Origin of the sequence: Streptomyces sp. NPDC047315 (assembly GCF_040643215.1) — a bacterium.
Classification (GTDB): domain Bacteria; phylum Actinomycetota; class Actinomycetes; order Streptomycetales; family Streptomycetaceae; genus Streptomyces.
On sequence record NZ_JBEYTZ010000005.1, the window covers coordinates 93,548 to 116,713 of the forward strand.

The 23,166-nt window shown below is 71.2% G+C and carries 15 protein-coding genes; 10 read left to right on the forward strand and 5 right to left on the reverse strand.

Annotated features, from left to right (window positions below; translation table 11 throughout):
* Positions 1-22: 22 nt before the first annotated feature.
* Entirely contained in the window at positions 23-2,146 is a 2,124-nt protein-coding gene (locus ABZ842_RS06975) for a bifunctional serine/threonine-protein kinase/ABC transporter substrate-binding protein (protein ID WP_361532928.1), read from the reverse strand.
* Complete coding sequence (locus ABZ842_RS06980; protein ID WP_361532930.1) at positions 2,146-3,036, reverse strand: hypothetical protein; 891 nt, start codon at positions 3,034-3,036, stop codon at positions 2,146-2,148. The genes ABZ842_RS06975 and ABZ842_RS06980 overlap by 1 nt, the downstream gene beginning before the upstream one ends.
* Positions 3,037-3,374: 338 nt before the next feature.
* Here ABZ842_RS06980 and ABZ842_RS06985 point away from each other — a divergent pair, with 338 nt between their 5' ends.
* The 4 genes from ABZ842_RS06985 (at position 3,375) to ABZ842_RS07000 (ending at position 9,986) form a co-directional block, all read left to right on the forward strand.
* Positions 3,375-5,876, forward strand: coding sequence for a hypothetical protein (locus tag ABZ842_RS06985; protein ID WP_361532933.1), 2,502 nt, complete (start codon positions 3,375-3,377; stop codon positions 5,874-5,876).
* A complete protein-coding gene (locus tag ABZ842_RS06990) occupies positions 5,873-6,865 on the forward strand; it encodes an aminoglycoside phosphotransferase family protein (RefSeq protein WP_361532936.1) in 993 nt (330 codons plus the stop codon). The genes ABZ842_RS06985 and ABZ842_RS06990 overlap by 4 nt, the downstream gene beginning before the upstream one ends.
* A 2-nt stretch (positions 6,866-6,867) precedes the next feature.
* Complete coding sequence (locus ABZ842_RS06995; protein WP_361532939.1) at positions 6,868-7,866, forward strand: aminoglycoside phosphotransferase family protein; 999 nt, start codon at positions 6,868-6,870, stop codon at positions 7,864-7,866.
* A 407-nt stretch (positions 7,867-8,273) separates the two neighbouring features.
* Entirely contained in the window at positions 8,274-9,986 is a 1,713-nt protein-coding gene (locus ABZ842_RS07000) for an FAD-binding protein (protein ID WP_361532942.1), read from the forward strand.
* Positions 9,987-10,127: 141 nt separating this feature from the next.
* Here ABZ842_RS07000 and ABZ842_RS07005 read toward each other — a convergent pair whose 3' ends face one another.
* The 3 genes from ABZ842_RS07005 to ABZ842_RS07015 all read right to left on the reverse strand — a co-directional run bounded on the left by ABZ842_RS07005 (position 10,128) and on the right by ABZ842_RS07015 (position 14,407).
* On the reverse strand, positions 10,128-11,201 hold the full coding sequence (locus tag ABZ842_RS07005; protein WP_361532945.1) for a nuclear transport factor 2 family protein: 1,074 nt from the start codon (positions 11,199-11,201) through the stop codon (positions 10,128-10,130).
* A gap of 154 nt (positions 11,202-11,355) precedes the next feature.
* Positions 11,356-12,321, reverse strand: a complete 966-nt coding sequence (locus tag ABZ842_RS07010; protein WP_361532948.1) for an endonuclease/exonuclease/phosphatase family protein — start codon at positions 12,319-12,321, stop codon at positions 11,356-11,358.
* A 112-nt stretch (positions 12,322-12,433) separates the two neighbouring features.
* Entirely contained in the window at positions 12,434-14,407 is a 1,974-nt protein-coding gene (locus ABZ842_RS07015) for an amino acid transporter (RefSeq protein ID WP_361532951.1), read from the reverse strand.
* A gap of 374 nt (positions 14,408-14,781) precedes the next feature.
* On the opposite strand from ABZ842_RS07015, the gene kdpF reads away from it, so the two are divergent.
* The 6 genes from kdpF to ABZ842_RS07045 all read left to right on the forward strand — a co-directional run bounded on the left by kdpF (position 14,782) and on the right by ABZ842_RS07045 (position 23,078).
* Positions 14,782-14,871 carry a K(+)-transporting ATPase subunit F gene (kdpF, locus tag ABZ842_RS07020; protein ID WP_037823947.1) on the forward strand — a complete coding sequence of 30 codons (90 nt, stop codon included), beginning with the start codon at positions 14,782-14,784 and terminating at the stop codon, positions 14,869-14,871.
* 7 nt (positions 14,872-14,878) lie between these two features.
* Positions 14,879-16,567 (forward strand): potassium-transporting ATPase subunit KdpA, encoded by a 1,689-nt coding sequence (kdpA, locus tag ABZ842_RS07025; RefSeq protein ID WP_361532955.1) that lies wholly within the window; start codon positions 14,879-14,881, stop codon positions 16,565-16,567.
* Positions 16,564-18,669 (forward strand): potassium-transporting ATPase subunit KdpB, encoded by a 2,106-nt coding sequence (gene kdpB, locus ABZ842_RS07030; RefSeq protein WP_361532958.1) that lies wholly within the window; start codon positions 16,564-16,566, stop codon positions 18,667-18,669. The genes kdpA and kdpB overlap by 4 nt, the downstream gene beginning before the upstream one ends.
* Before the next feature lie 5 nt (positions 18,670-18,674).
* Positions 18,675-19,352 (forward strand): potassium-transporting ATPase subunit C, encoded by a 678-nt coding sequence (locus tag ABZ842_RS07035; protein WP_361532961.1) that lies wholly within the window; start codon positions 18,675-18,677, stop codon positions 19,350-19,352.
* Between the two features lie 154 nt (positions 19,353-19,506).
* Positions 19,507-21,297 (forward strand): ABC transporter ATP-binding protein, encoded by a 1,791-nt coding sequence (locus ABZ842_RS07040; protein ID WP_361532964.1) that lies wholly within the window; start codon positions 19,507-19,509, stop codon positions 21,295-21,297.
* Entirely contained in the window at positions 21,294-23,078 is a 1,785-nt protein-coding gene (locus ABZ842_RS07045) for an ABC transporter ATP-binding protein (RefSeq protein WP_361532967.1), read from the forward strand. The genes ABZ842_RS07040 and ABZ842_RS07045 overlap by 4 nt, the downstream gene beginning before the upstream one ends.
* Positions 23,079-23,166 lie beyond the last annotated feature (88 nt).

Sequence of the window (23,166 nt, forward strand, 5' to 3'; positions counted from 1 at the left end):
CCGTACGGTCCGTGCCGGGCCGTCAGGCGGGCAGGCTCACGGGGCCGACATAGGTGTACCGGCCCTTCCTGATCGTGTGGTGGTGGACCTGCTCCGCCTGGAGGTAACGGCTGTCGTCGAACGCGAAGGTGTGCGTCAACCCCTTGAACCGGACCTTCGCCAAGGCGTCCGCCAACTGCCGGCGACCGGCGTCGCCCGGGAGTGCGGAGATCCGGTCCGCCAGCATGCGGGTCGCGTCGTACGCCTCCGCCGCACCGGCCGTCGGGGCGGACCCGTAGCGCTCGCGGTGGGCGCGCGCGAAGGACCGCACCGGCGCGGCGTCCGGTCCGATGTGGGAGGTGACCGCCTGCCAGCCGTCGCTCGCCGCGCCCGCGGCCTCGATGAACTCCGGCGTCGCCGAGTGCACGTCGAGGAACCGGGGCCCGGTGAAGCCGCGTTCGCGCACGGCGCGCGCGACCCGGGCGGCCCGCTGCGGCGTGCCCGTGTAGTAGAGGCCGTCGACCTTCCGCGCGAGCATGTCGCCCAGTACGGACTCCGGCTGGGCCCGCTCCGGAACCACCCGCACGTACAGGTCCTGCTTGAGTATCCGGGCCGCCTGCGTGGCCAGGTAGGTCAGCTCCCAGCGCGTGATGCCGCCCACGCGGTCGATCAGCATCGTCGGGCGCTTGACGCCCTGTGCGAAGAGCGCCGTCATCGTCGCGTAGGACGTGTACGGGCCGATCGGCGCGGCCCGGAAGTACCACTTCGGGACCTCGTGCAGCGCGGCGTGGGCGGTGGTGGTCGACAACTCGGACACCGAGACCAGCGGCAGCACGGCGCGCTCGTAGACCTCCACGGCGGCTGCGGTGGAGACGGGCCCGGTCGGTCCGACGACGGCCAGCACCTTCGGATCGGCGGTCAGCCGCCGTGCCGCGCCGGTGGCACGGGCCGCTTCCCCCTTGTCGTCGACCACGTCGAGCAGGAGCGTGAACGGCTTGTCCGCCCGGTCGTTGAACTCCTCCACGGCCAGCCGGGCGGCCCGTTCCTGCGCGATGCCCTCGGCCTTCCGCGGGCCGCTGAGGTCCGCGTGCACGGCGATGGTCCGCGTCGGGCCGGCCACCGGCTTCTTGTCGTCGTCGCGCAGCCCGGCCCACAGCGCCGTCCCGCCGCCCGCCGCCAACAGCGCCGCACCGCCGGCGGCCAGCGCGAGGAACCGGCGCCGTCCCGGCACGGGCTGCTGCACGGTGCCCTCCGGCAGGAGCGTCGGCTCGATGCCCGGCAGCGCCAGCATCGCGTCCGAGCGCTGGGCGATCAGCAGCACCACCGGATCCGGCAGCCAGTCGACGGAGCCCTCCGGCGCGTCCTCCGTCAGCGCCTCGTCCACCTCGGCGGCGCCCGGCCGCTCGGCGGGGTCCTTGGCGAGACAGCGCCCGAGCAGCTCCCGCAGCTCCTCGTCCGCTACACCCGTCAGATCGGGCGCGTCGTGCACGGTGCGGTACAGCAGCGCGTCCACCGCGCCGGTGCCGAACGGCAGCCGGCCCGTGGCGGCGTGCACCAGCACGCACGCCAGCGAGAACACGTCGCTCGCCGCGCCCACCTCACGGGCCCGCGCCTGCTCGGGGGAGAGGAAGCCCGGCGTGCCGACCACGACCCCGGCCGAGGTCAGCTCGGTCGCCTCGGCCGACGTGGAGCGTGCGATGCCGAAGTCGATCAGCCGCGGGCCGTCCATCGCGAGCAGCACGTTGCCCGGCTTGACGTCGCGGTGCACCAGACCCGCCGCGTGCACCGCGGCCAGCGCCCGCGCCAGCACCTTCCCCAGCAGCCGCACCGCCCGCGGCGGCAGCTCACCGCACTCCACGACCGCCTCGGCCAGCGACGGCCCCGGCACGAACGCGGTCGCGAGCCACGGCGACCCGGCCTCGGTGTCCGCGCCCAGCACCGGCACCACCCACGGGCTCCGCACCCGGCGGGCCGTGGCCACCTCCCGCCGGAAGCGGGCCCGGAACGCCTGCTCCTCCGCGTACTCGGGCTGGATCACCTTCACCGCGGCGAGGTCGCCGTTCTCGGCGCGCGCGAGATAGACGACGCCCATGCCGCCGGCGCCGAGCCGGCTGAGCAGTCGATAGCCGCCGAGACGCGAGGGGTCGGACGGAAGCAGTCGTTCCATCACTTGCCCTCCTTCCCGGCGGACGGCGACGCCGCACCGCCCGGGGATGGTGCACCGGATGACGGCCCGCCGGATGAGGACTCACCGGCCTTCCCCTTGGGCTGGAAGCCCATTTCCCCACGTGCCCGGAGCTCCATCGCTGGCAGGGCCTCACTCACGATCTTCATCAGCGCGTTCTCGTCGTATCCGCGGCCCCCGCACACCGACGTCGAGATCACCGCTGAGCCGTACGTCACCTGCTGCCACCAGTACGGATACGGACCGCCGTGCACCTCGCTGACGCACTCCCCGGCCTCCATCAGCGAGTCCTCGCTGTACAGGTTGGCGGCCTCCCCCTGCCGGGACGGCTGCGGTATCAGCTTGATCAGCCGCTCGCCCTTCCGCAGCACCTGCTCGTCGCAGTCCAGGGCCTCCTCCATCATCCGGGACTGCTCCCAGGCCGCGTCCAGCGCGGTGCGGTGCAGCGTGACGGTGGCGGAGAGCCGCACCCGCCCCTTGCCGGCGGTCGGCGGCACCTCGAAGTGCCGCGTGAGGGAGGCCAACACGTCGTCGGGCAAGGGCTCGCGGTTCCAGACGCAACTGCCCCCCAACACCGACCAGGTGCGCGGATCGTTCTCGTACGGCACTGACTTGCTCACCTCGGCACCGAAGTCCCCGGGCCCGGCGATCAGCTTGGCGACCACCTTCCGCGCCTGCTCCCCCGTCGTGGGCTGCAACGCGGCGTCCGCCTCCGCCATGGGCTGCACCGGCGACCCGGCCGGATCCGGCGACGCGACGACCACGCCGCTCGCCGCCGGCTTCCCCCCGTCCCCGCCCCCGGTGCAGCCGGCCACCAGCACCCCGCACACGGCGAGGGTTCCCCACCCCAGCCGGGCTCTTGCATACGTCACGATCCCCGCCCTTTGCATCGTGTCCGTCCGGCGCACCCCGAGTGCCCCGCGCGCCCGCGCTCCTGTGCGCCGGTCCGCGCCCATACCGATGCGCGCCGGGCGCCGCTCGGTTCCCGGACGACGCGGACCGAATCGTATCCTTGATCTGTCAACACGAGTCGTCGTACGGCCCGTTGGCTACATGGCCACGGCTTCGCTCGGGCGCGACGGGCACCGAACTCGGCGCGCCGGCGCGCGCCGGGGGCGCCTCACTCCGTGCTCCCGGATTTCCCTTTCCGTACCTGCGGCGGACGGATAGCCTGCCCTCGCCTGGGCGCAGCGATACAGGGGGAGTCAGCATGTCCATCAGGCCGCAGTACCGGCGTGTGTCGGCCTTGCAGCGACAGTTCTTCAACCGAGAGGGCACGCTCGCGGCCTACGACGGGGAACTGCGCGCCATCGGCGACGGACCCCGCATCTTGAACGTCGTAGGTGTGGGCGGCATCGGGAAGTCCCGGCTGCTGCAGGAGTTACGCAACCGCACCCCGGAGAACTGCCGGACCGCCCGTCTCGACCTGCAGCTGCCGACCATGCGCCAGCAGGAGGACGCCCTCGCCGTGCTCCGCATGGAGTTCGGCGCCCAGGGAGTGAAGTTCGACCGGTTCGACATCGCCTACGCCGTGCTCTGGCAGCGCGTGCATCCGCAGTTGCAACTGAACCGGCAGAACACCCCCTTCGCGGAGGAGAGCGACATCCTCACGCGGATCCTCGACGACGCGATGGGCATCCCGGTCTTCGGTACGGCGGCCGGCTTGGTGCGGCTCACCGGGCACGCTGTGAAGAACCGCCAGCGCCGTCAACGGATCGAAGCCGACACCACCTTGAACGAACTCGACGGGCTCAGCAACGCGGAGCTCGGGCACGCGGTGTCGTACCTCTTCGCCGACGAACTCAGGGCCTCCGCTGAAGAGGCACCCTACGTCGTGTACGTCGACGCCTACGAAGCGCTCGTCCCCACGCCCCTGCCCGGCGGTCGCAGCTTCGGCACCGACGCCTGGCTGCGCGACCTGCTCGGCCAACTGCACGGCGGGCTGACCGTGCTGGCCAGCCGCGAGCCCTTGCCCTGGGCGGTGTACGACCCCGAATGGGAGTCGGTGATCAGCAGGACCGACATCGACGGGCTTCCCATGGACGCCCGGCTGGAACTACTCGCCCAGGCGGGCATCACTGAGATCCCCCGGCAGCGTTCGATCGCGGAGGCCAGCGAAGGCGTGCCCTTTTACCTCCATCTGGCCGTCGACACCCATCTGCAGAACGCGGCACGGCAGGAGCACTCGGCCACATCCGAGGAGATCGTCCAGAGGTTCCTCCAGCACGTCGCCCCCGACGAGGTGCGGATCCTGGAGCTGCTGAGTGCGGCCCGGACCTTCGACTTCGGGGTGTTCCAGGCCATCTCCCGAGCCTTCGACCTGCCTGCGAACCTGCTGGTCTGGGAGTCCCTCACGGCCTATTCCTTCGCCTATCCCCTGCCCGAAGACTGGTACCGACTGCACCAGTTGATGATCGGCGCACTGCAACGCCACCGTTCGACCGCGGTTCAGCGACGGGTGCACGGCGTCCTGCGCGCCCACTGGGAGGGGCTTGCGGACCAGATGGAAGGCGGCCGGGGCCCGAGCGGAGGCAGGGCCCGCCTCTCACCCCTGCGTGAAGCCGTCTACCACGGACTGCGCGCCGCCGACATCAGCCCGGATGGGATCCTGAGGCATGCCGACCGGGCCGTCACGCTCAGCGGCAGGCAGGCCGTCGACGGGATCGTGAAGGACCTCAGGCAGCATCTGGCGGAGAGGAGCGAGGACGCGGGCGATGAGGCGGCCGTCGGATTCCACGACGCCGCGGACTGCCTGGACGCCGAGTCGAGGCTGGAGCTGGGGGACGCCGCGGGCGCCATAGCGCTCACCCCGGACCTGGACCGGCCGGTGCGGGACCTGGTGTCCGCGCGGCTCGCCCTCGCGGGGGCCAACGCCCGCCGCATCGCCGGTCAGAGCAGCCTGGCCGTCGCGATCTTCGAGCGGGTCTGGACGGAACACGGAGGCGAGGCGCGCCCGGCCGCCGGCCTCTGCGTCGCCGACCTCCGCATGTGGCAGGGCGACTTCCCCGGGGCGTTCTCGCTGGCAGAACAGGTGCACGGGATCTGCACCGGCGACGAAGCAGTCACCCGGGGCGACCTGAAGCGGCTCATGCACCTCGGGTACCGATTCCTGATGGACTTCGAGAGCTCGGGACGCCTCCTCGCCGAGGCCGAGGCCGAGTACCAGGCGTCGAACGCTCTGGTGGGCCTGGCGAACGTCATGACCAACCGGGCCGAGTTGTACGCCTTCACGGATCCGCAGGCGGCGGTGGAAGCGGCTTCGTCTGCGCTGGAGGTGCAGCGCGACCTCGGCGCACAGCACGAGATCGGCAAGGCGTACACCGCCATGGCCATGGCACAGACCAGGCTGGGGCAGTACGACAGGGCTTCGTCCTCCTTCCTCAACGCCAACGCGGCTCTCGACCGCGCCGGCTACCGCTCCGGTCGGGCCCGGGCCGACATGTTCCGCGCCTTCCTCCTGCTGCGGCAGGGCGACCGGCAGGGCACCCGCGAACTGCTGGTGCACGCGGCCCGGGAGTTCGAGGCCTGTCAGGTCTATCCCTCACTGATCCTGGTGATCCACCGGGCCGCGGAGCGGATCGGCATCGACGATCCCGAGTTGGCGGCGCTCGCCGACAGGGCCCGTCCCGTCGTGCGCCCGCTCGGCCCCGTCGACGAATTCCAACGGCGCGCCGACTCCGTCCTGTCCGCGTTCCTGGAGGCGGGCGAGTGAACTGGCTGGAGTTGTACGAGCAGGCCCAGGGATCGGGCGAAGCCGCAGCCGGCTACTACAACCGGAACGTCGGGGTGTCGACGCCCGAAGGGAAGGTGAACGTACGCATCCCCCTCGAAGGCGCGGACGTCATGGACGTGCGGGTGTGGAACGAGGAGGACGTGCTCGCGTGCATTCGACCGTACGTCGCCCGAGCACCAGAGCTGCGCCACGTGTCGCTGACTCCCCGGTTCCAAGTCCACCACTTCATCGAGGGCCGGGTACTCGACGGTTTCTCCCCCCGGGGGAGTGCGGTGCCCGACCACGTCATCGGCGACGTGGTGGACGTGATGGACCAGCTCGCCCGCATTCCGCAGGAGAAGGCGCTGCCCCTGCCGTCAGACTGGCCGGCTTCGGGCGACAGCAGCGGGTTCGGCAGGCTGCTGGCCCGACTCACCCAAGAGATCTACGACGCGCACCGGGACGAGTACGGCCCGGTGTTCGCCGGCTTGGGAATCCCGGACGAGCCGCTCGCGGTCCTCGAACCGCGGTGGGGCGCGGTCACCGGCCGTCCCTTCGTGGTGCTGCACGCCGACCTCCACCGCAAGAACATGATCGTCTCCGACGGGGCGACCTGGTTCCTCGACTGGGAGCTGGCGCTGTGGGGCGACCCCCTGTACGAGATTGCGGTCCACTTCCACAAGATGGACTACCCCGACCACCAGCGCGCCGGGCTCCTGAGGCAGTGGCGCACCCGCCTTCCGGAGAAGTGCACGGCAGGGCCGGACGCGGAACTGGACCTCTACCTGGCACACGAGCGCATCAAGTCGGCGATCGTCGACACGATCCGCTACTCGAAGCAGCTCGCGGAAGCGGACGAACCGGGACGGGAGTTCCTCGTCGCCCGCCTGGTGCGGAAGGTGAACTCGGCTCGGACGGTGTGGGGGGAGCCCCCGTCGTTGACGCCGGACCGGATTGCTCGGGTACTTGCACCGTGGGTAGAGAGATAGACATGGACGCCATGGCGCTGTACGAAGAGGCATGCGCGCACGAGCACGCGCTGTCCGGGTTCTACAACCGCAACGTACGGGTGGAAGTCGGCGCACGCCCCGTACTGGTGCGGATTCCGGGCCCCGGTGCAGAGCCGATGGACCTCACCCTCTGGCCGGAGCCGGAAGTGTTGGAGGCCATCCGCCCGTACGTGACCCGGGCCCCGCGCCTCCTGCACGCTGCTGTGGATCCGGTGTTCCAGATCCACGAGTTCATCGAGGGCCGCCGGGTCGACGAGGTCGCGCAGGACGGCAAACCCTTGCCGGATCTGGTTCTCGACGGCGTGGAACAGTTCTTCGCGGAAGTCCTGCAGGTACCGGCCACCGCTCTCGGCCCGGTGCCGCCCGGGTGGCCGGACGACGGGGACACCCGTGGTTTCGCCCGACTCCTCCTCGACTTCGCCCAGGGTCTGCGGGACCGGGCGGACGCTTCGGTGGACGCACTGTACCGAGCTCTGGGCGTGCCCGAGGACCCGTGCGGGCTGCTCATCGAACGGGCTGACGCCGAACTCGTCCAGCGGCCCTTCAGACTGCTGCACGGGGACATCCACCGGAAGAACATGATCCTTTCGGATCGGGCCGGGCTGGTCGTCCTGGACTGGGAACTCGCTCTGTGGGGGGATCCCGTCTACGACCTCGCCGACCACTTGCACAAGACCGCGTACACGGCTTCGGACCGCGCGAGGATCATCGCGGGCTGGGAGCGGGTGGCCCCGGTCGATTGCCGCGCCGGAGCATCGGCCGGCCTCACCTTCTACCTCGGCTGCGAGGAGATCAAGTCCGCGCTGGTGGACACGGTGCGCTGGGGGCGTCGCATCGCGGCGGCCGGTGCGGGGCGCGAGCGCCGGGTGCTGGCCGAGGAGCTGCACGCGAAGCTCTCCGCGGCGAGCCCGCACTGGGATGCCGGGCTGCCGCCGGAGGCAGCGGAGATCGAGGACGCAGTGCTGCGCCTGCTGGGATGAGTGCGCATCTGGCACCTCCACACCTCTGTCGGTGGCGCGGCGCCGCGGTGGTGGGTGCTGCCCGACCTCACGGTCGGTGAACGCGGCGGCTGACGCTTCAGGTTGGCAGCCACAGGCAACCCCCGCGCCCCGTCCGCCCTCTTCTTGATCGAACGTCAGCCGGACGGAGAGCACGTCCGGAGGTCCCGGCTGCCCTCGTGGCGGTTGCGGGACCGGTCCTGGAATCGGACGTAGTTGCACATGTTGCAACCAATCATGATTTCAGCGGTAGATCTGGCTTCTCATGCCATCTAGGTATTGCGCCCGCCATATGCCCATGCCTTAGTGTCACGTCCAATCGCGGTCGAACCCGCGATCGATCATCGATCAACTCCCTGTCTCAGCAGACTCCTTGGAGGAGTGTGAACATGAGCAAGAAGAACTCCGATCGACCTCTTGGACGTCGTTCCGTCCTGACCGGCGCCGCCGTCGTCACCGGTGGTGCGGCCCTGTCCGCCGCCCTGCCCGCGAGCGCGCGGGCCGCAGTCGGTGCGCCCGGTGCGGCCGGGGGCGGTGTCGGGGCCGCGGCGCTCGCGGACCTCGTCGACGTCGCGCCGCAGGACGCCCGCTACCCCGACCTGGTGCGCGGGACCAATCAGCGCTGGGTCGCGAGCCCCGAGCGGGTGCGGCTGGTGACCACGCCGGACCAGGCGCTACGGGCGGTGCGGGAGGCGGCGTCGGCCAACAAGCGGCTGACCGTGCGCAGCGGCGGGCACTGTTACGAGGACTTCGTCTTCAACAAGGACGTCCAGGTGGTCGTCGACCTGTCGGCGATGAACCAGGTGTACTACGACACCCAGGAGAGCGCGTTCGTCGTCGAGGCCGGGGCGTCCAACCTCCAGGTGTACGAGACCCTGTACAAGCTGTACGGGGTCACCATCCCCGCCGGCTCCTGCGCATCGGTGGGCACCGGCGGTCACATATCCGGCGGGGGCTACGGTCTGCTCTCCCGGCTGATGGGGCTGACCGTCGACTACCTCCACGGCGTGGAGGTGGTGTGCGTGGACGCGAACAGAAACGCCCACCTGGTCAAGGTCACCCGCAACACCCCCGCCGACACCGCCGAGGGCGCCCGCAAGCGGGACCTGCTGTGGGCGCACACCGGGGGAGGCGGCGGGAACTTCGGGCTGATCACCCGCTATTGGCTGCGGGACCCCAAGGCGCAGGGCACCAACCCGGAACAGGCACTGCCCAAGCCGCCCTCCGAGGTCCTGGTGCAGGCGGCGGCCATCAAGTGGAACCAGATCACCCAGGACTCCTTCACCCGGCTGGTGAGGAACTGGGGGACCTGGCACGAGCAGAACAGCGGTCCCGACTCGCCCTACCGTTCGCTGTTCGGGCTGCTGAAGCTCAACCACGTCTCCAACGGGCAGATCGGTCTGATCACCCAGATGGACGCCACCGTCCCCGATGCCCGCGGTCTGTTCGACCGTTACATCCAGGCCGTGTTCGCCGGGGTCAGCGCCCCGCTGGGAGCGATGACGACGCGCATGGGGGAGCACCAGGCCCTCGTGCAGTTCGAGGAGCCGCGCCGGCTCCCGTGGTACATCGCCACCGACTCGCTCAGCGGCGGCAGCCCGCACCTGTACGGCAAGTACAAGTCGTCGTACGCGAAGAAGGGGTTCTCCGACTTCCAGATCGCGGCGCTGTACAAGCACCTGTCCAACACGGCCTACCGGAACGCCGACGCCCTGGTCCAGGTCGACTCGTACGGCTGTCGCATCAACACCGTCCAGTCCGCCGACACCGCCGTGCCGCAGCGCGACTCGGTGCTCAAGCTCCAGTTCCAGACCTACTGGACCGACCCGGCCACCGAAGCCGGGCACGTGAAGTGGATACGGGAGCTGTACCGGGACATGTACGCCGAGACCGGCGGCGTACCCGAACCCGGGCCGGTCAACGACGGCTGCTACATCAACTACCCCGACAAGGACCTCGGGGACCGGGCCTGGAACACCTCTACGACGGCGAGTTGGGAGAGCCTGTACTACGCGGGCAACTACCCGCGCCTACAGCAGGCCAAGAAGGCGTGGGACCCGACGAACTTCTTCCACCACGCCCAGTCGATCCGCCTGCCGTAACACCGACCGGATCGTGTGAGCCCGGACTCAAGCCCCTGCGTCCGGGGTTGCCGACACACCTCGGTGGATCGACGACCTGCACGTAAGTACACGCGGGCCGGGACCGCTTCCCAGCGGTCCCGGCCCGTCGTGCTGCGGTGCTCAGCGACCGGCGGCCGGCGGCGTGCACGGCTGGGTGGGGCCGGCCGGCGGGAAGAGGATGGCGCGCAACTCGGCGATCTCGCACTGGGTGGCCACCAGGTCGAGGGTCTCGAACGCCAGGTCCCACTCGACCGCCCCGGCCGCGGTGCGGGTGAAGCGCTCGGTGATGCCGTACGTGATGTCCCGGTTCTCGGGGCCGACGACGGCGCGGCCCACCCACTCGCGGTAGGTGACGTTGCCCTGGCGCACGGTGTGGCCCGGCGTCAGGTTCAGGGCGTGGGCCCGGGTGAAGAAGCGCTCCAGGTACGCGCGGGCGCTTTGGCGGTCGACCAGCGGGGTGTCGAGGCCGGGTCCGGTGAGCTTCGCCAGGTTGCCCACGCCCGCCACCAGCGCCGCGGAGTCCCGGGTGTTCCACGCCGTGAGCCGGTCGTCGGTGCGCGGCGGGGCGGGCGCCACCGGGGTCAGGTTCGCGAACAGCTTCGGCAGCGACGGCGACATGGCGCGGAAGAGCTCCGTCTGGTCCCAGAAGCGGCGGCCCTGCTCCACTCTGCTGCCGTCGAGCACCAGCCGGTGGGTGGTGATGTAGTCGAAGGGGATCTCCTTCTCCTTGCCCGGCTCCCCGGTCTCGTCCGGCACGGTCACCGTCCCGGTGTTGCGCGCCTTCACGTACAGCACCCGGCCGTCCTTCGAGGACACCGTGCCCGGCAGGGGCTCGAACGTGTAGTCCGGCACCTCCTTCAGCAGGCTCTTCATCTGCGCGCAGATGGCCGCCGCGCCGATCGGCGCCGACAGGCCGGTGTCCATCAGCGTGCCGTTCGCGGTGAACAGCTGCATGTACGCCTCCACCGTCGGCCGCTCGCCCCACGCCCGGTACGCGGCCATGAAGGCGGCGGCGTTCGGCGGCAGTGGCGCGCGGTCGGACCCTGCCGCGGGAGCGGCGGAGGGCGCCGGGGCAGAGTACGGCGCGCACGGGTCGGCGGTGGTGGTGCCGGTCGCCGAGGCCGTACCCGTGCCGAAGGGGAGCAGGGCGGCGGCGGTGGCGAGGACGAGCAGAGAGGTCAGACGGCGTCGCATATGAGCTCCAGAGCAGGTGGGTACGGGGCGTCGGCCCGGCTGCGGGCCGTTCGCCCGTGCAGTGCTCACAGTCTGTCCCCGCCCCTGTCACCAGGGCGATTACCTCCGACGTCATGGCCAACGGGCCGTCAAGCGCACTCGTGGAGAAGGCTTTTCAGAAGCTGATGCGGGCACGGACGGGCAGATGGTCGCTCCCGGTCCGCCCCAACGTCGCGACCTGCGTCACCCGCGCCGAGCGCGCCAGCACCTGGTCGATGCGGGCGAGCGGCCGGGACGCCGGCCAGCTGAAGGCGAACGGGTCCTCGGGGGCGTGCAGTTGGGAGCGGACGGGGTCGAGGCCGCGGTCCTCGGTGGTGGAGTTGAGGTCGCCCAGCAGCACCAGCCGCTCCACCTCCTCCGCGCGGATCGCCGCCGCCAGCAGCCGGGCGCTCTCGTCGCGACGGGCGGTGGTGAAGCCCGTCGCCGCCACGCGCACCGACGGCAGATGGGCGACGTACACCGCCACCTCGCCGTGCGGGGTGCGCGCGGTCGCCCGCAGGCCCCGGCTCCAACCGTCGGGAACGCTCTGCGGCTTGATGTCGACCGGGCGCGCGTCCACCAGCGGATGGCGCGACCACAGACCGACCGTGCCGACGACCGCGTGGTGCGGGTACTCCTCGGCGAGCGCCGTCCGGTACGCCTCGCGCGTGCTGTCGGTGACCTCCTGGAGCGCGACGAGGTCGGCCCGCTCCCGCACCAGCGCCCGCGCCGTCCCCGCCACGTCCCGGTTCCCGTCGCTGACGTTGTGCTGGAGCGCCGTCAGGTCGTACGCGGCGTTCTCGTCCGCGAAGAACGCCCCGCCGTACGCGACCGTCCACGCCACCACCGGCACCAGCGCGGCGCCGACCGCGACCGCCGAGCGGCGCACCAGCGCCACCAGCGCCAGCGGCAGGGCCACCAGGCCCAGCCACGGGAGGAAGGTCTCCAGCAGGCTGCCCAGGCGCGGTCCGCTGTTCGGGACCAGCCCCGGGAAGAGCAGCAACAGCGCGGTCAGCAGCCCCGCCACGGCCGTCGCGTACTCCCACGCCCCGAGCCGACGCCAACGGCGCCCGCCCTCCGCGGCCTTCTTCACCCGCCCCATGAGCCTCCCCAACCCCAGACATCACTAGAAGTCAAAAGTTCAACGTATCGTCCACGACGACGTCGACCGCAGGCCGGGCGGTTGCGCCGACGGGAGGGCGGCCCGCGTGGGATCAGCCCACGTGGACGCGGGGGCGGCGGGCCGGGTCCGGCTCCGCGCGGCGCAGCACCTCACGGGTCACCGGCGCCGTCTCGCCTTCCCCGAAGACCAGGAACTTCAACAGATGGCTCACCGGATGGCCCTCGGTCCAGGTGAAGTACGCGTGCGGCACCTCGCCCGTACGGTCCCGCAGCCGCATCAGCACCGCCGCGATGGTGTTGGGGACCGTGGGGCCCGACACCCGCAGCCGGCGCACCCCGTGCGCCTCCGACCCGTGGACGGACAGGTCCTCGGTGAAGTCGGAGGAGTCCCGGACGACGACTTCCAGGAAGAGCACCGGGCGCCGGCCCCGGAGGTGGGTCTCCTCGCGCTTGCGGTACTCCGCCGCCCGGTACTCCGACTTGGTGTGCACGCTCGGGTCGTGGGCGATCAGCCGCAGCGGACCGCGCGCCGCCGCCTCGTCGACGAACCGTTCCGCGGTCCGGTCGAAGACGACGTCCTCCGCGCGCAGCTCGAAGGAGCGGTGGATGCGGGAGGCGAAGGAGGTGACCAGGATCGCGAAGATGAACAGCCCGGCGATCTTGATGCCGTCGGGGCGTTCGATCACGTTGGTGACCGTCGTGTAGAGGAACACGGCCGTGATCACCCCGAAGCCGACCATCGCACGGCGGTCGCCGCTGTGCCGGGCGAAGACGGTCACCGCGAGGGCGGCGGAGAGCATCAGCACCAGCACGCCGGTGGCGTACGCGCCGCTCTGCCTGTCCACGTTCGCGTCGAAGTAGAGCGTGATGCCGACGGCGATCGCCATGAAGACCAGCACGAGCGGGCGCACCGCCCGGGTCCACTCGGGTGCCATGCCGTAGCGGGGGAGGAATCGGGGGACCAGGTTCAGCAGTCCGGCGAGGGCCGAGGCGCCGGCGAACCACAGGATGCAGATGGTGGAGACGTCGTACACCGTGCCGAAGGCCTCGCCCAGCTCCTGGTGCGCGAGGTAGGCGAGGGCGCGGCCGTTCGCCGGCCCGCCGGACTGGAAGTCGGCCTCCGGGATCAGCATCACCGTGGCGAGGCTGGACAGCAGCAGGAAGCTGCTCATGATCAGCGCGGCCGTGGTCAGCAGCTTGCGGGTGTCGCGGATGCGGCCGGCCGGGTTGTCGTACGTGTCCGTCGGGTCGCCCTTGATCTGCGGCATCACAGCCACACCCGTCTCGAAGCCGGACATGCCGAGCGCCAGCTTCGGGAAGACGATCAGCGCCACGCCGATCATGGCCAGCGGTGAGGAGTGCTCGCCCAGCATCGCGTGCCACCAGTCGCCGATGACGACCGGGCCGGTCAGCACCTGCCATGCGGAGGCCGCGATCACCACCAGGTTCAGCAGCAGGTAGACCGAGACCAGCGGCACCGCGACGCCGATGGCCTCCCGGAAGCCCTTGAGGAACACCGCGCCGAGCAGTCCGATGAGGAAGAGCGTGATCCACAGGTTCTCGCCGTGCAGCACGGCCGGGGCGTAGGGGTTCTCCACGATGTGGGCGGAGGCGTCCGCCGCGGAGAGCGTGATGGTGATGATGAAGTCCGTGGCCGCGAACCCCAGCAGCACCAGGACCAGCAGCTTCCCCGTCCACCACGGCAGCAACCGCTCCAGCATCGCGATGGAGCCCTCGCCGTGCGGGGAGCGGCGGGCCACCCGCCGGTAGACCGGCAGTGCGCCGAAGAGCGTCAGGGCGATCAGGACGAGGGTGGCGAGCGGGGAGAGCAGACCGGCGGCGAGGACCGCGATGCCGGGGGCGTAACCGAGGCTGGAGAAGTAGTCCACGCCGGTCAGGCACATCACCCGATACCAGCGGTGGCCCTTGGCCTGGGAGGGCGGGGTGCCGTGCGGGCCCGGGTGGCGGGCGGTCTGCTCGCTCAGGCCCTGCAGCAGCCAGGCGCGGCAGCGGGCGGTGGCGCCCGCCGCGCCGCCGGTGCCCGTGCCTGGCTGAGTCCCGGCCATGCGTGCTCCCTGTCCCGGGCCGGACGAGCACGGGCCGGCCCCCTCGACCCGGCCCGTCGCACACCGATCCCACGTAGCCCGCCGTCGCCCCCCTGACCTGCGGGCCGACGGCCTTTCGGCCATCCTCACCCGACCGCGCTCGACCGGCAGCCCGTACGGACTCCGTACAGGTTGCGTCAAGAGCGCTGACCCCGCCGTATGGGACGTGTCAACGCAGGGCGGCGAACCCCCCGAAAGGAGGTTTCCTCGAACAGTCCGAAAACCGTGCAGTTCCGATCCGAGCAGGAGTTCACGATGGCCGACCTGGCCTTCGTCGTCACCACGATCGCGGTGTTCGCGCTGGTGGCTCTCATCGCCAAGGGGGTGGCGAAGCTATGACCGCCGAAAACGTCGTCGGCCTGATCGTCGCCGTCGCCCTTCTGGGCTATCTCGTCCTCGCCCTTCTGTACCCGGAGAGGTTCTAGCCCCGATATGAGTCCCGTACTTGCCGGTGTGCTCCAGCTGCTGGCGCTGATCGTGGCGCTGGCCCTGGTCCACCGCCCGCTGGGCGACTACATGGCCCGGGTCTACTCCTCCGACAGGCACCTGCGCGGGGAGAAGTGGATCTACAAGGCCATCGGTGCCAACCCGACCACGCAGATGCGCTGGCCCGCCTACCTCAGGGGCGTCCTGGCCTTCTCCGCCGTGTCGGTCCTCTTCCTCTACCTGCTCCAGCGCCTCCAGGGGGCGCTGCCGGGCTCGCTCGGCTTCCAGTCGATCGACCCCGACCAGGCGTTCAACACCGCGGCCTCCTTCGTCTCCAACACCAACTGGCAGTCGTACTACGGCGAGCAGGCCATGGGCCACGTCGTGCAGACCGGCGGCCTGGCGGTGCAGAACTTCGTCTCCGCCGCCGTCGGCATGGCCGTGGCCGTCGCCCTGGTGCGCGGCTTCGCCCGCAGCGCCACCGGTGAGCTGGGCAACTTCTGGTCCGACCTGGTGCGCGGCGTCGTGCGCATCCTGCTGCCGATCGCCGTGATCGGCGCGATCCTGCTGGTGTCCATGGGCGCGATCCAGAACTTCGCCGGCATCCACGAGGTCGGTCAGTTCATGGGCGGCAGCCAGGAGTGGAACGGCGGCGCGGTCGCCTCCCAGGAGGTCATCAAGGAGCTGGGCACCAACGGCGGCGGCTACTTCAACGCCAACTCCGCCCACCCCTTCGAGAACCCGAACCCGCTCTCCAACCTGCTGGAGATCTTCCTCATCCTGGTGATCCCGCTGTCGATCACCCGCACCTTCGGCCGGATGGTCGGCAACGTCAAGCAGGGCTACGCCATCCTCGGCACGATGCTGCTGATCTGGATCGGCTTCACCTCCCTGATGATGTGGACCGAGTTCGCCCACCCGGGCCCGGCTTTCCAGGACGCCGGCGGCGCCTTCGAAGGCAAGGAGGTCCGCTTCGGGATCGGCGGCTCGTCGATCTTCGCCGTGGCCACCACCCTCACCTCCACCGGCGCGGTCAACAGCTTCATGTCCTCCTTCACCGGCTACGGCGGCGGAATCGCGATGCTCGGCATGCAGCTGGGCGAGATCGCCCCCGGCGGCGTCGGCTCCGGCCTCTACGGCATGCTGATCATGGCGATCATCGCGGTGTTCATCGCCGGTCTGATGGTCGGCCGCACGCCCGAGTACCTCGGCAAGAAGATCGGCACCCGCGAGATCAAGCTGGCGGCCTGCTACATCCTGGTCACGCCCACGCTGGTGCTCGGCTTCACCGCGCTCGCGATCGCCCTGCCGACCCCGCCGGACTCGATGACCAACACCGCCGAGATGGCGGTCGGCGGCTCCGGGGCGCACGGCTTCTCCGAGATCCTGTACGCCTACACCTCCGGCGCCAACAACAACGGCTCCGCCTTCGCCGGCCTCAACGCTGACACCGAGTGGTTCAACACCACCATCGGACTCGCGATGCTGCTGGGCCGCTTCCTGCCGATGGTGTTGGTCCTCGCGCTGGCCGGCTCGCTCGCCGAGCAGAAGCCGGTCCCCGCCACCGCGGGCACCCTGCGCACCGAGAAACCGCTGTTCACCGGCTTGCTCGTGGGCACCATCCTGATCATCACCGGACTCACCTACTTCCCGGCGCTGGCGCTGGGTCCGCTCGCCGAAGGGCTCGCGTCATGAGCACTGTCACTCCGACCCGAGCGCCCCACTCGGACGTGCCCACCGGGCACAAGCCGGACGGAGGGCGCGTCGGCGGGGGTCTGTTCGACCCCAAGCAACTGCTGAAGTCCCTGCCCGACGCGGTGCGCAAGCTCGACCCGCGGGTGATGGTCAAGTCACCCGTGATGTTCGTGGTGCTCGTCGGCTCCGTCGTGACGACCGCACTTGCGCTGAGCGACCCGGGCGACTGGTTCGGCTGGGCGATCACGGCCTGGCTGTGGCTCACCGTCGTCTTCGCCAACCTGGCCGAAGCCGTCGCCGAAGGCCGCGGCAAGGCGCAGGCCGACACCCTGCGCAAGGCCAAGACCGACACCGTCGCCCGCCGGCTGACCGAAGGCCGCGAGGAGCGGGTCCCGGGCACCGAACTGCGCATCGGCGACCTGGTCGTCTGCGAGGCCGGCGACGTCATCCCCGGCGACGGCGACGTCGTCGAAGGCGTCGCGTCCGTCGACGAGTCCGCCATCACCGGCGAGTCCGCACCCGTCATCCGGGAGTCGGGCGGTGACCGCAGCGCGGTGACCGGCGGCACCAAGGTGCTCTCCGACCGCATCGTCATCAAGATCACCACCAAGCCGGGCGAGACCTTCATCGACCGGATGATCGGCCTGGTCGAGGGCGCCTCCCGACAGAAGACGCCGAACGAGATCGCGCTCAACATCCTGCTCGCCTCGCTCACCATCGTCTTCCTGCTGGCCGTCGTCACCCTCAAACCGTTCGCGGTCTACGCCGGCGCCGACGACCAGACGTCCCTGATCGTGCTCGCCGCCCTGCTGGTCTGTCTGATCCCGACCACCATCGGCGCGCTGCTCTCCGCCATCGGCATCGCCGGCATGGACCGGCTGGTGCAGCGCAACGTGCTCGCCATGTCCGGGCGCGCGGTGGAGGCCGCCGGTGACGTGTCCACGCTGCTGCTGGACAAGACCGGCACCATCACGCTCGGCAACCGGCAGGCCGCCGAGTTCGTGGCCGTGCGCGGCTGCACCGCCGCCGAACTCGCCGACGCCGCCCAACTGTCGTCGCTGGCGGACGAGACCCCCGAGGGCCGCTCGATCGTCGTCCTCGCCAAGGAGAAGTACGGGCTGCGCGAGCGCCACCAGGGCGAACTCCAGCAGGCCGAGTGGATCCCGTTCACCGCCCAGACCCGGATGTCCGGCGTCGACGTCGACGGCCGCAAGGTCCGCAAGGGCGCGACCGGCGCCGTACTGGCCTGGGTGCGCGAACAGGGCGGCGAGGTCGGCCCCGAAGCCGAAGGGCTCACCGAGGAGATCTCCAAGGCGGGCGGCACTCCGCTGCTCGTCGCCGTCGAGGACAGCGAGGGCGCCCGGGTGCTGGGCGTCATCCACCTGAAGGACGTCGTCAAGGAGGGCATGCGGGACCGCTTCGAGGAGCTGCGCCGCATGGGCATCCGCACGGTGATGATCACCGGCGACAACCCGCTGACGGCGCGCGCCATCGCCGAGGAGGCCGGCGTCGACGACTTCCTCGCGGAGGCCACGCCCGAGGACAAGATGGCGCTCATCAAGCGGGAGCAGGCCGGCGGCAAGCTGGTCGCGATGACCGGCGACGGCACCAACGACGCCCCCGCCCTCGCCCAGGCCGACGTGGGCGTGGCGATGAACACCGGCACCTCCGCCGCCAAGGAGGCCGGGAACATGGTCGACCTCGACTCCAACCCGACGAAGCTCATCGAGATCGTCGAGATCGGCAAGCAGCTCCTGATCACCCGGGGCGCCCTGACCACCTTCTCCATCGCCAACGACGTGGCGAAGTACTTCGCCATCATCCCGGCGATCTTCACCGCCGCGTACCCCGGTCTCGACACGCTGAACGTCATGCAGCTGGCCTCGCCGGAGTCCGCGATCCTGTCCGCGGTCATCTTCAACGCGCTGATCATCATCGCCCTGGTGCCGCTCGCCCTGCGCGGCGTGCGCTACCGGCCGAGCAGCGCCGACAAGATGCTCCGCCGCAACCTGGCCGTCTACGGATTCGGCGGACTCGTCGCCCCCTTCGTCGGCATCAAGCTCATCGACCTGCTCATCTCCGCAATCCCTGGCATCGGGTGACCTCCATGAACACCTCCGTACGCAACACGGGACGGCTCATCGCGGCGGGCCTGCGGGCCCTGCTCGTCCTCACCGTCGTCTGCGGCGTCCTCTACCCGCTCGCCGTGACCGGGGTCGCCCAGGCCCTCTTCAACGACAAGGCCAACGGCTCGGAGATCTCCTCCGACGGCAAGGTCGTCGGCTCCTCGCTCATCGGCCAGAAGTACAACCTGCCGAAGAAGGACCCGGCCGACCCGGAGGAGGCCGACCGCCCCGACCTGCGGTGGTTCCAGCCGCGGCCCTCCAACGGACTCGGCAGCAACTCGGTCAACACCCAGTACTCCCTGATCCTGTCCGGCGCCACCAACCGCGCCGGCGACAGCAAGCAGCTGATCGAGTGGGTGAAGACGGCGAAGGCGGCCGTCATCGCCGACAACACCACGGCCGGTTGGCAGCCGAAGGCCGCCGACGTCCCGCCGGACGCGGTCACCTCCTCCGGCTCCGGACTCGACCCGCACATCTCGCCCGAGTACGCCGAACTCCAGGTCCGCCGCGTCGCCGAGCGGAACAAGCTCGACGTCGACCGGGTGGAGAAGCTGGTCGACGACCACACCAGCGACCGGATCCTCGGCTTCATCGGCGAACCCCGGGTCAACGTCCTCGAACTGAACGTCGCCCTGAAGGAGCTGACGCAGAAGGGCTGACACGGCAGAGCCGATGCAGAAGAGCTGACGCGAAGGTCTGACTCAACGACCGGCGCAGCAACGGCAGGGGGGCGCGCGACCGGCCACGGCCGAAAGCGCGCCCCCGACCGTTTTTCGGATGATCTCCACGCGCGGCGTCCCTACTGTGTGGCTCATGCAGCTTCAGTCGCAGAGCACGGACCCGGGAACCCCGGACCGCCGTGGCCCCGGGCGCTACCTGATCTGGCTGGCCACGAGCCAGAAGCGGCGCGTCGCCGCCGGCGCGGTGCTCGGCAGCGCCTGGATGGTCGGCCTCACCCTCATGCCGTACCTGCTCTCCCGGGCCGTCGACGACGGACTGAAGGACGGCGACCGCTCCGACGTCGTCGCCTGGGCCGGCGTGCTCGTCGCGGTCGGCGTCGCCAACGCGCTCGTCGGCGCCCTGCGGCACCGCACCATGACCAAGGTCCGCATGGACGCCGCCTTCCGCACCGTGCGCGTCGTGGTGCGCCACTCCGCCCGGCTCGGCGCGGCCCTCCAGCGCCGCGTCAGCGCCGGCGAGGTGGTCACCATCGGCTTCGCCGACGCCGCGGCCATGGCCAACGCGCTCACCTTCACCGGCCCCGGCGTCGGCGCGGCCCTCGCCTTCGTCATCGTGGCCGTCCTGCTCTTCGCCGTGGACCCGCTGCTCGCCGCGGTGGTCCTGCTCGGCGCCCCCCTGATCGCGCTCCTCGTCGGCCCGCTCCTCGGCCGGCTCCAGGGCGCGGAGACCGCGTACCGCCATCACCAGGGCAAACTCGCCGCCCGCTTCGGCGACATCGTCGGCGGGCTGCACGTCCTGCACGGCATCGGCGGGAAGCAGACGTACGCCGAACGCTACCGGCGCGAGTCGCAGGCACTGCGCCGGGAGGGCCACCGGGTCGGCGCCGTCACCAGTTGGATCGAGGCCCTGAGCATCGGGCTGCCCGCGCTCTTCCTCGCCGCCGTCACCTGGCTCGCGGCGCGGATGGCAGCGCAAGGCGACATCACCGTCGGCGAACTCATCGCCGTGTACGGGTACGCGGCCGTCCTCGTCGTCCCCGTCGCCTTCCTCATCGAGGGCGGCGACGACATCACTCGCGGCCTAGTCGCGGCCCGGCGCGTACTGCGCTTCCTGGAGTTGGAGCCCGACACGGCGCAGCCCACCGGGACGGGCGTGGACGACGGGCCCGCGTCGCCCGCAGCACTGCACGATCCGACGTCCGGCGTCACCGTCCACCCCGGCCGGCTCACCGCACTCGTCAGCGAACGGCCCGCCGACGGCGCCCTCGTGGTCGACCGGCTCGGCCGCTTCGCCCCCTCCGACGCCACCTGGGGCGGCGTCCGGCTCGACGCGGTCGACCTCGACCGGACGCGGATGCGCATCCTCGTCGCCGACAACGAAGCCGACCTCTTCACCGGCCCGCTGCGCACCGTCCTCACCGGACGGCACGAGCGCACCGCGCACGACGTGGCCCGCGCCCTGCACACCGCGGTCGCCGAGGACGTCGTACGCGGACTGCCGCACGGCCTCGACTCCCTCGTCGAACCGCGCGGACGCAACCTGTCCGGCGGTCAGCGCCAGCGCGTACGGCTCGCCCGGGCGGTGCTCGCCGACCCCGAGACCCTGCTCGCGGTCGATCCGACGTCGGCGCTGGACGCCCACACCGAAGCGGCCGTCGCCGAGCGGCTGCGCACCGCCCGGGCCGGCCGCACGACCCTGCTCACCACCACGTCGCCGCTGGTGCTGGACCGGGCCGACACCGTCCACTACCTGGTCGACGGCCAGGTGGTGGCCACCGGCAGCCACCGGGAACTCCTCGACACCCAGCCCGGATACCGGGCCCTGGTCTCCCGCGGCATCGACGACCTCGATCCCGATCCCGCCAGCGACACCGACAGCGACAGCGACAGCGACGGTACCCAGCCCACGGAGGTCGCGCGATGACGTCCCGCAAACCCGCCGCCGCACGGGGCGTCGACGCCGACGGCCGTACGCTGCCGATCGCCACGCCCGCCCAGGTCGGCCGGGCCGCCCTGCGCCTCGTCCGGCTCGCCCCGGGACCCTTCGCGGCGATGATGGTGCTCAACGCGCTCGCCGCCGGCGCCGGTCTCGTTAGCCCCTGGCTGCTCGGCGACATCGTCGACGAGGTCACCGCCGGCACTTCGGTCGCCACCGTGGACCGGCTCGCTCTCGCCATCCTCGGCTTCGCCCTCGCCCAACTCCTCCTGGCCCGCTGGGCCCGCCACATAGGCCACCGCTTCGGCGAGCGGGCCCTTGCGCACGTGCGGGAGGAGTTCACCGACCGCGCTCTGAACACCCCCGCGTCCGTCGTGGAACGCGCCGGCACCGGGGACCTGACCACCCGCGGCACCACCGACGTGGCTGCCCTCGGCGTCACCCTGCGCGACGCCGCGCCCGACGTGTTCGTCAACGGCGTCCAGGCGCTCTTCATCATCGGCGCGCTGGTCGTCCTCGACCCGCTCCTCGGCCTCTTCGGGCTCCTCGTCGTCCTCGGTTGCTGGCTCGTCGTCCGCTGGTACCTGCGGCACGCGCTCGGCGGCTACCTGGCCGAAGGGGAAGCCAACTCCCACCTCGCGGAGCAACTCGCCGCCACCGCCACCGGCGCCCGGACCGTGGAGGCCCTGCGCCTACAGCGCCAGCGCATCGGCGCCGCGCAGGACGCCGTCGACAATTGCGTGCGCACCCGGCTGCGGACGCTCTTCCTGCGCTCCGTGCTGTATCCGGGCTTGGACGTCGCGCAGGTCGTACCGCTCGCCGGGGTGCTGCTGGCGGGCGCCGTACTGATCGACCGGGGCACGGTCACCCTGGGCGCCGTGGTGTCCGCCGCGCTCTACATGCGCCAACTCGCCCAACCCCTGGAAGCCGTGCTCGACCGGGTCGAAGAACTCCAGAGCAGCGGCGCGTCCTTCGCACGCGTCGAGGGGCTCGCCCTCGTCCCCCGCGCGGACGCCACCACCTCGCCGACTCCCGACGGCGACCGCATCGAGGTCATCGGCGCACGCTACGCCTACGAGGGCGGCGATGACGTGCTGCGCGGAGTCGACCTCACCGTCCGCCCCGGTGAACACCTGGCCGTCGTCGGCCCGTCCGGGGCCGGCAAGAGCACCCTCGGCCGGCTGCTGGCCGGCCTGGACGCCCCGCACGGCGGCACGGTGAGCGTCGGCGGCGTGCCCGTCGCCGACCTCGACACCGCACAGCTGCGCCGCCACATCGTGCTGGTCACCCAGGAACACCACGTCTTCATCGGCACCGTCCGGGACAACGTGCAGTTGGCCGCGCCCGACGCCACCGACGAGGAGCTGACGGCTGCGCTCGTCGCCGTCGGCGCGCAGTGGGCCGTGGAACTGCCCGGCGGCCTCGATGCCGAGCTGGGCGCCGGCGGCCACCAGCTCGACGGAGCGCAGGCGCAGCAACTGGCGCTGGCGCGCGTGGTGCTGGCGAACCCGCACACCCTCGTGCTCGACGAGGCGACCGCACTCCTCGACCCGAGGACCGCCCGCCACACCGAACGCGCCCTCGCCGCCGTACTGAAGGGCCGTACGGTCATCGCCGTCGCCCACCGCCTCCAGACCGCGCATGACGCCGACCGGGTCGCGGTGATGGAGGACGGCCGGCTCACCGAACTCGGCACGCACGACGAACTGGTGGCGGCGGGCGGGGCGTACGCGGCGCTCTGGGACTCCTGGCACGGCACCGCGAGATAGCCCCCCACGGCCCCACGGCCCCACCGCCCCACCGACCCACGAAAGGGAGTCCGGGCCGCCTCGCGCGCAGTCGGCGAGGCGGCCCGGG

Bases quoted from the DNA above. Each gene is read 5' to 3' on its own strand.
- ABZ842_RS06975 (WP_361532928.1), bottom strand. From the start codon at position 2,146: ATGGAACGACTGCTTCCGTCCGACCCCTCGCGTCTCGGCGGCTATCGA.
- ABZ842_RS06985 (WP_361532933.1), top strand. From the start codon at position 3,375: ATGTCCATCAGGCCGCAGTACCGGCGTGTGTCGGCCTTGCAGCGACAG.
- ABZ842_RS06995 (WP_361532939.1), top strand. From the start codon at position 6,868: ATGGACGCCATGGCGCTGTACGAAGAGGCATGCGCGCACGAGCACGCG.
- ABZ842_RS07000 (WP_361532942.1), top strand. From the start codon at position 8,274: ATGAGCAAGAAGAACTCCGATCGACCTCTTGGACGTCGTTCCGTCCTG.
- ABZ842_RS07005 (WP_361532945.1), bottom strand. From the start codon at position 11,201: ATGCGACGCCGTCTGACCTCTCTGCTCGTCCTCGCCACCGCCGCCGCC.
- ABZ842_RS07010 (WP_361532948.1), bottom strand. From the start codon at position 12,321: ATGGGGCGGGTGAAGAAGGCCGCGGAGGGCGGGCGCCGTTGGCGTCGG.
- ABZ842_RS07015 (WP_361532951.1), bottom strand. From the start codon at position 14,407: ATGGCCGGGACTCAGCCAGGCACGGGCACCGGCGGCGCGGCGGGCGCC.
- kdpF (WP_037823947.1), top strand. From the start codon at position 14,782: ATGACCGCCGAAAACGTCGTCGGCCTGATCGTCGCCGTCGCCCTTCTG.
- kdpA (WP_361532955.1), top strand. From the start codon at position 14,879: ATGAGTCCCGTACTTGCCGGTGTGCTCCAGCTGCTGGCGCTGATCGTG.
- kdpB (WP_361532958.1), top strand. From the start codon at position 16,564: ATGAGCACTGTCACTCCGACCCGAGCGCCCCACTCGGACGTGCCCACC.
- ABZ842_RS07035 (WP_361532961.1), top strand. From the start codon at position 18,675: ATGAACACCTCCGTACGCAACACGGGACGGCTCATCGCGGCGGGCCTG.
- ABZ842_RS07040 (WP_361532964.1), top strand. From the start codon at position 19,507: ATGCAGCTTCAGTCGCAGAGCACGGACCCGGGAACCCCGGACCGCCGT.
- ABZ842_RS07045 (WP_361532967.1), top strand. From the start codon at position 21,294: ATGACGTCCCGCAAACCCGCCGCCGCACGGGGCGTCGACGCCGACGGC.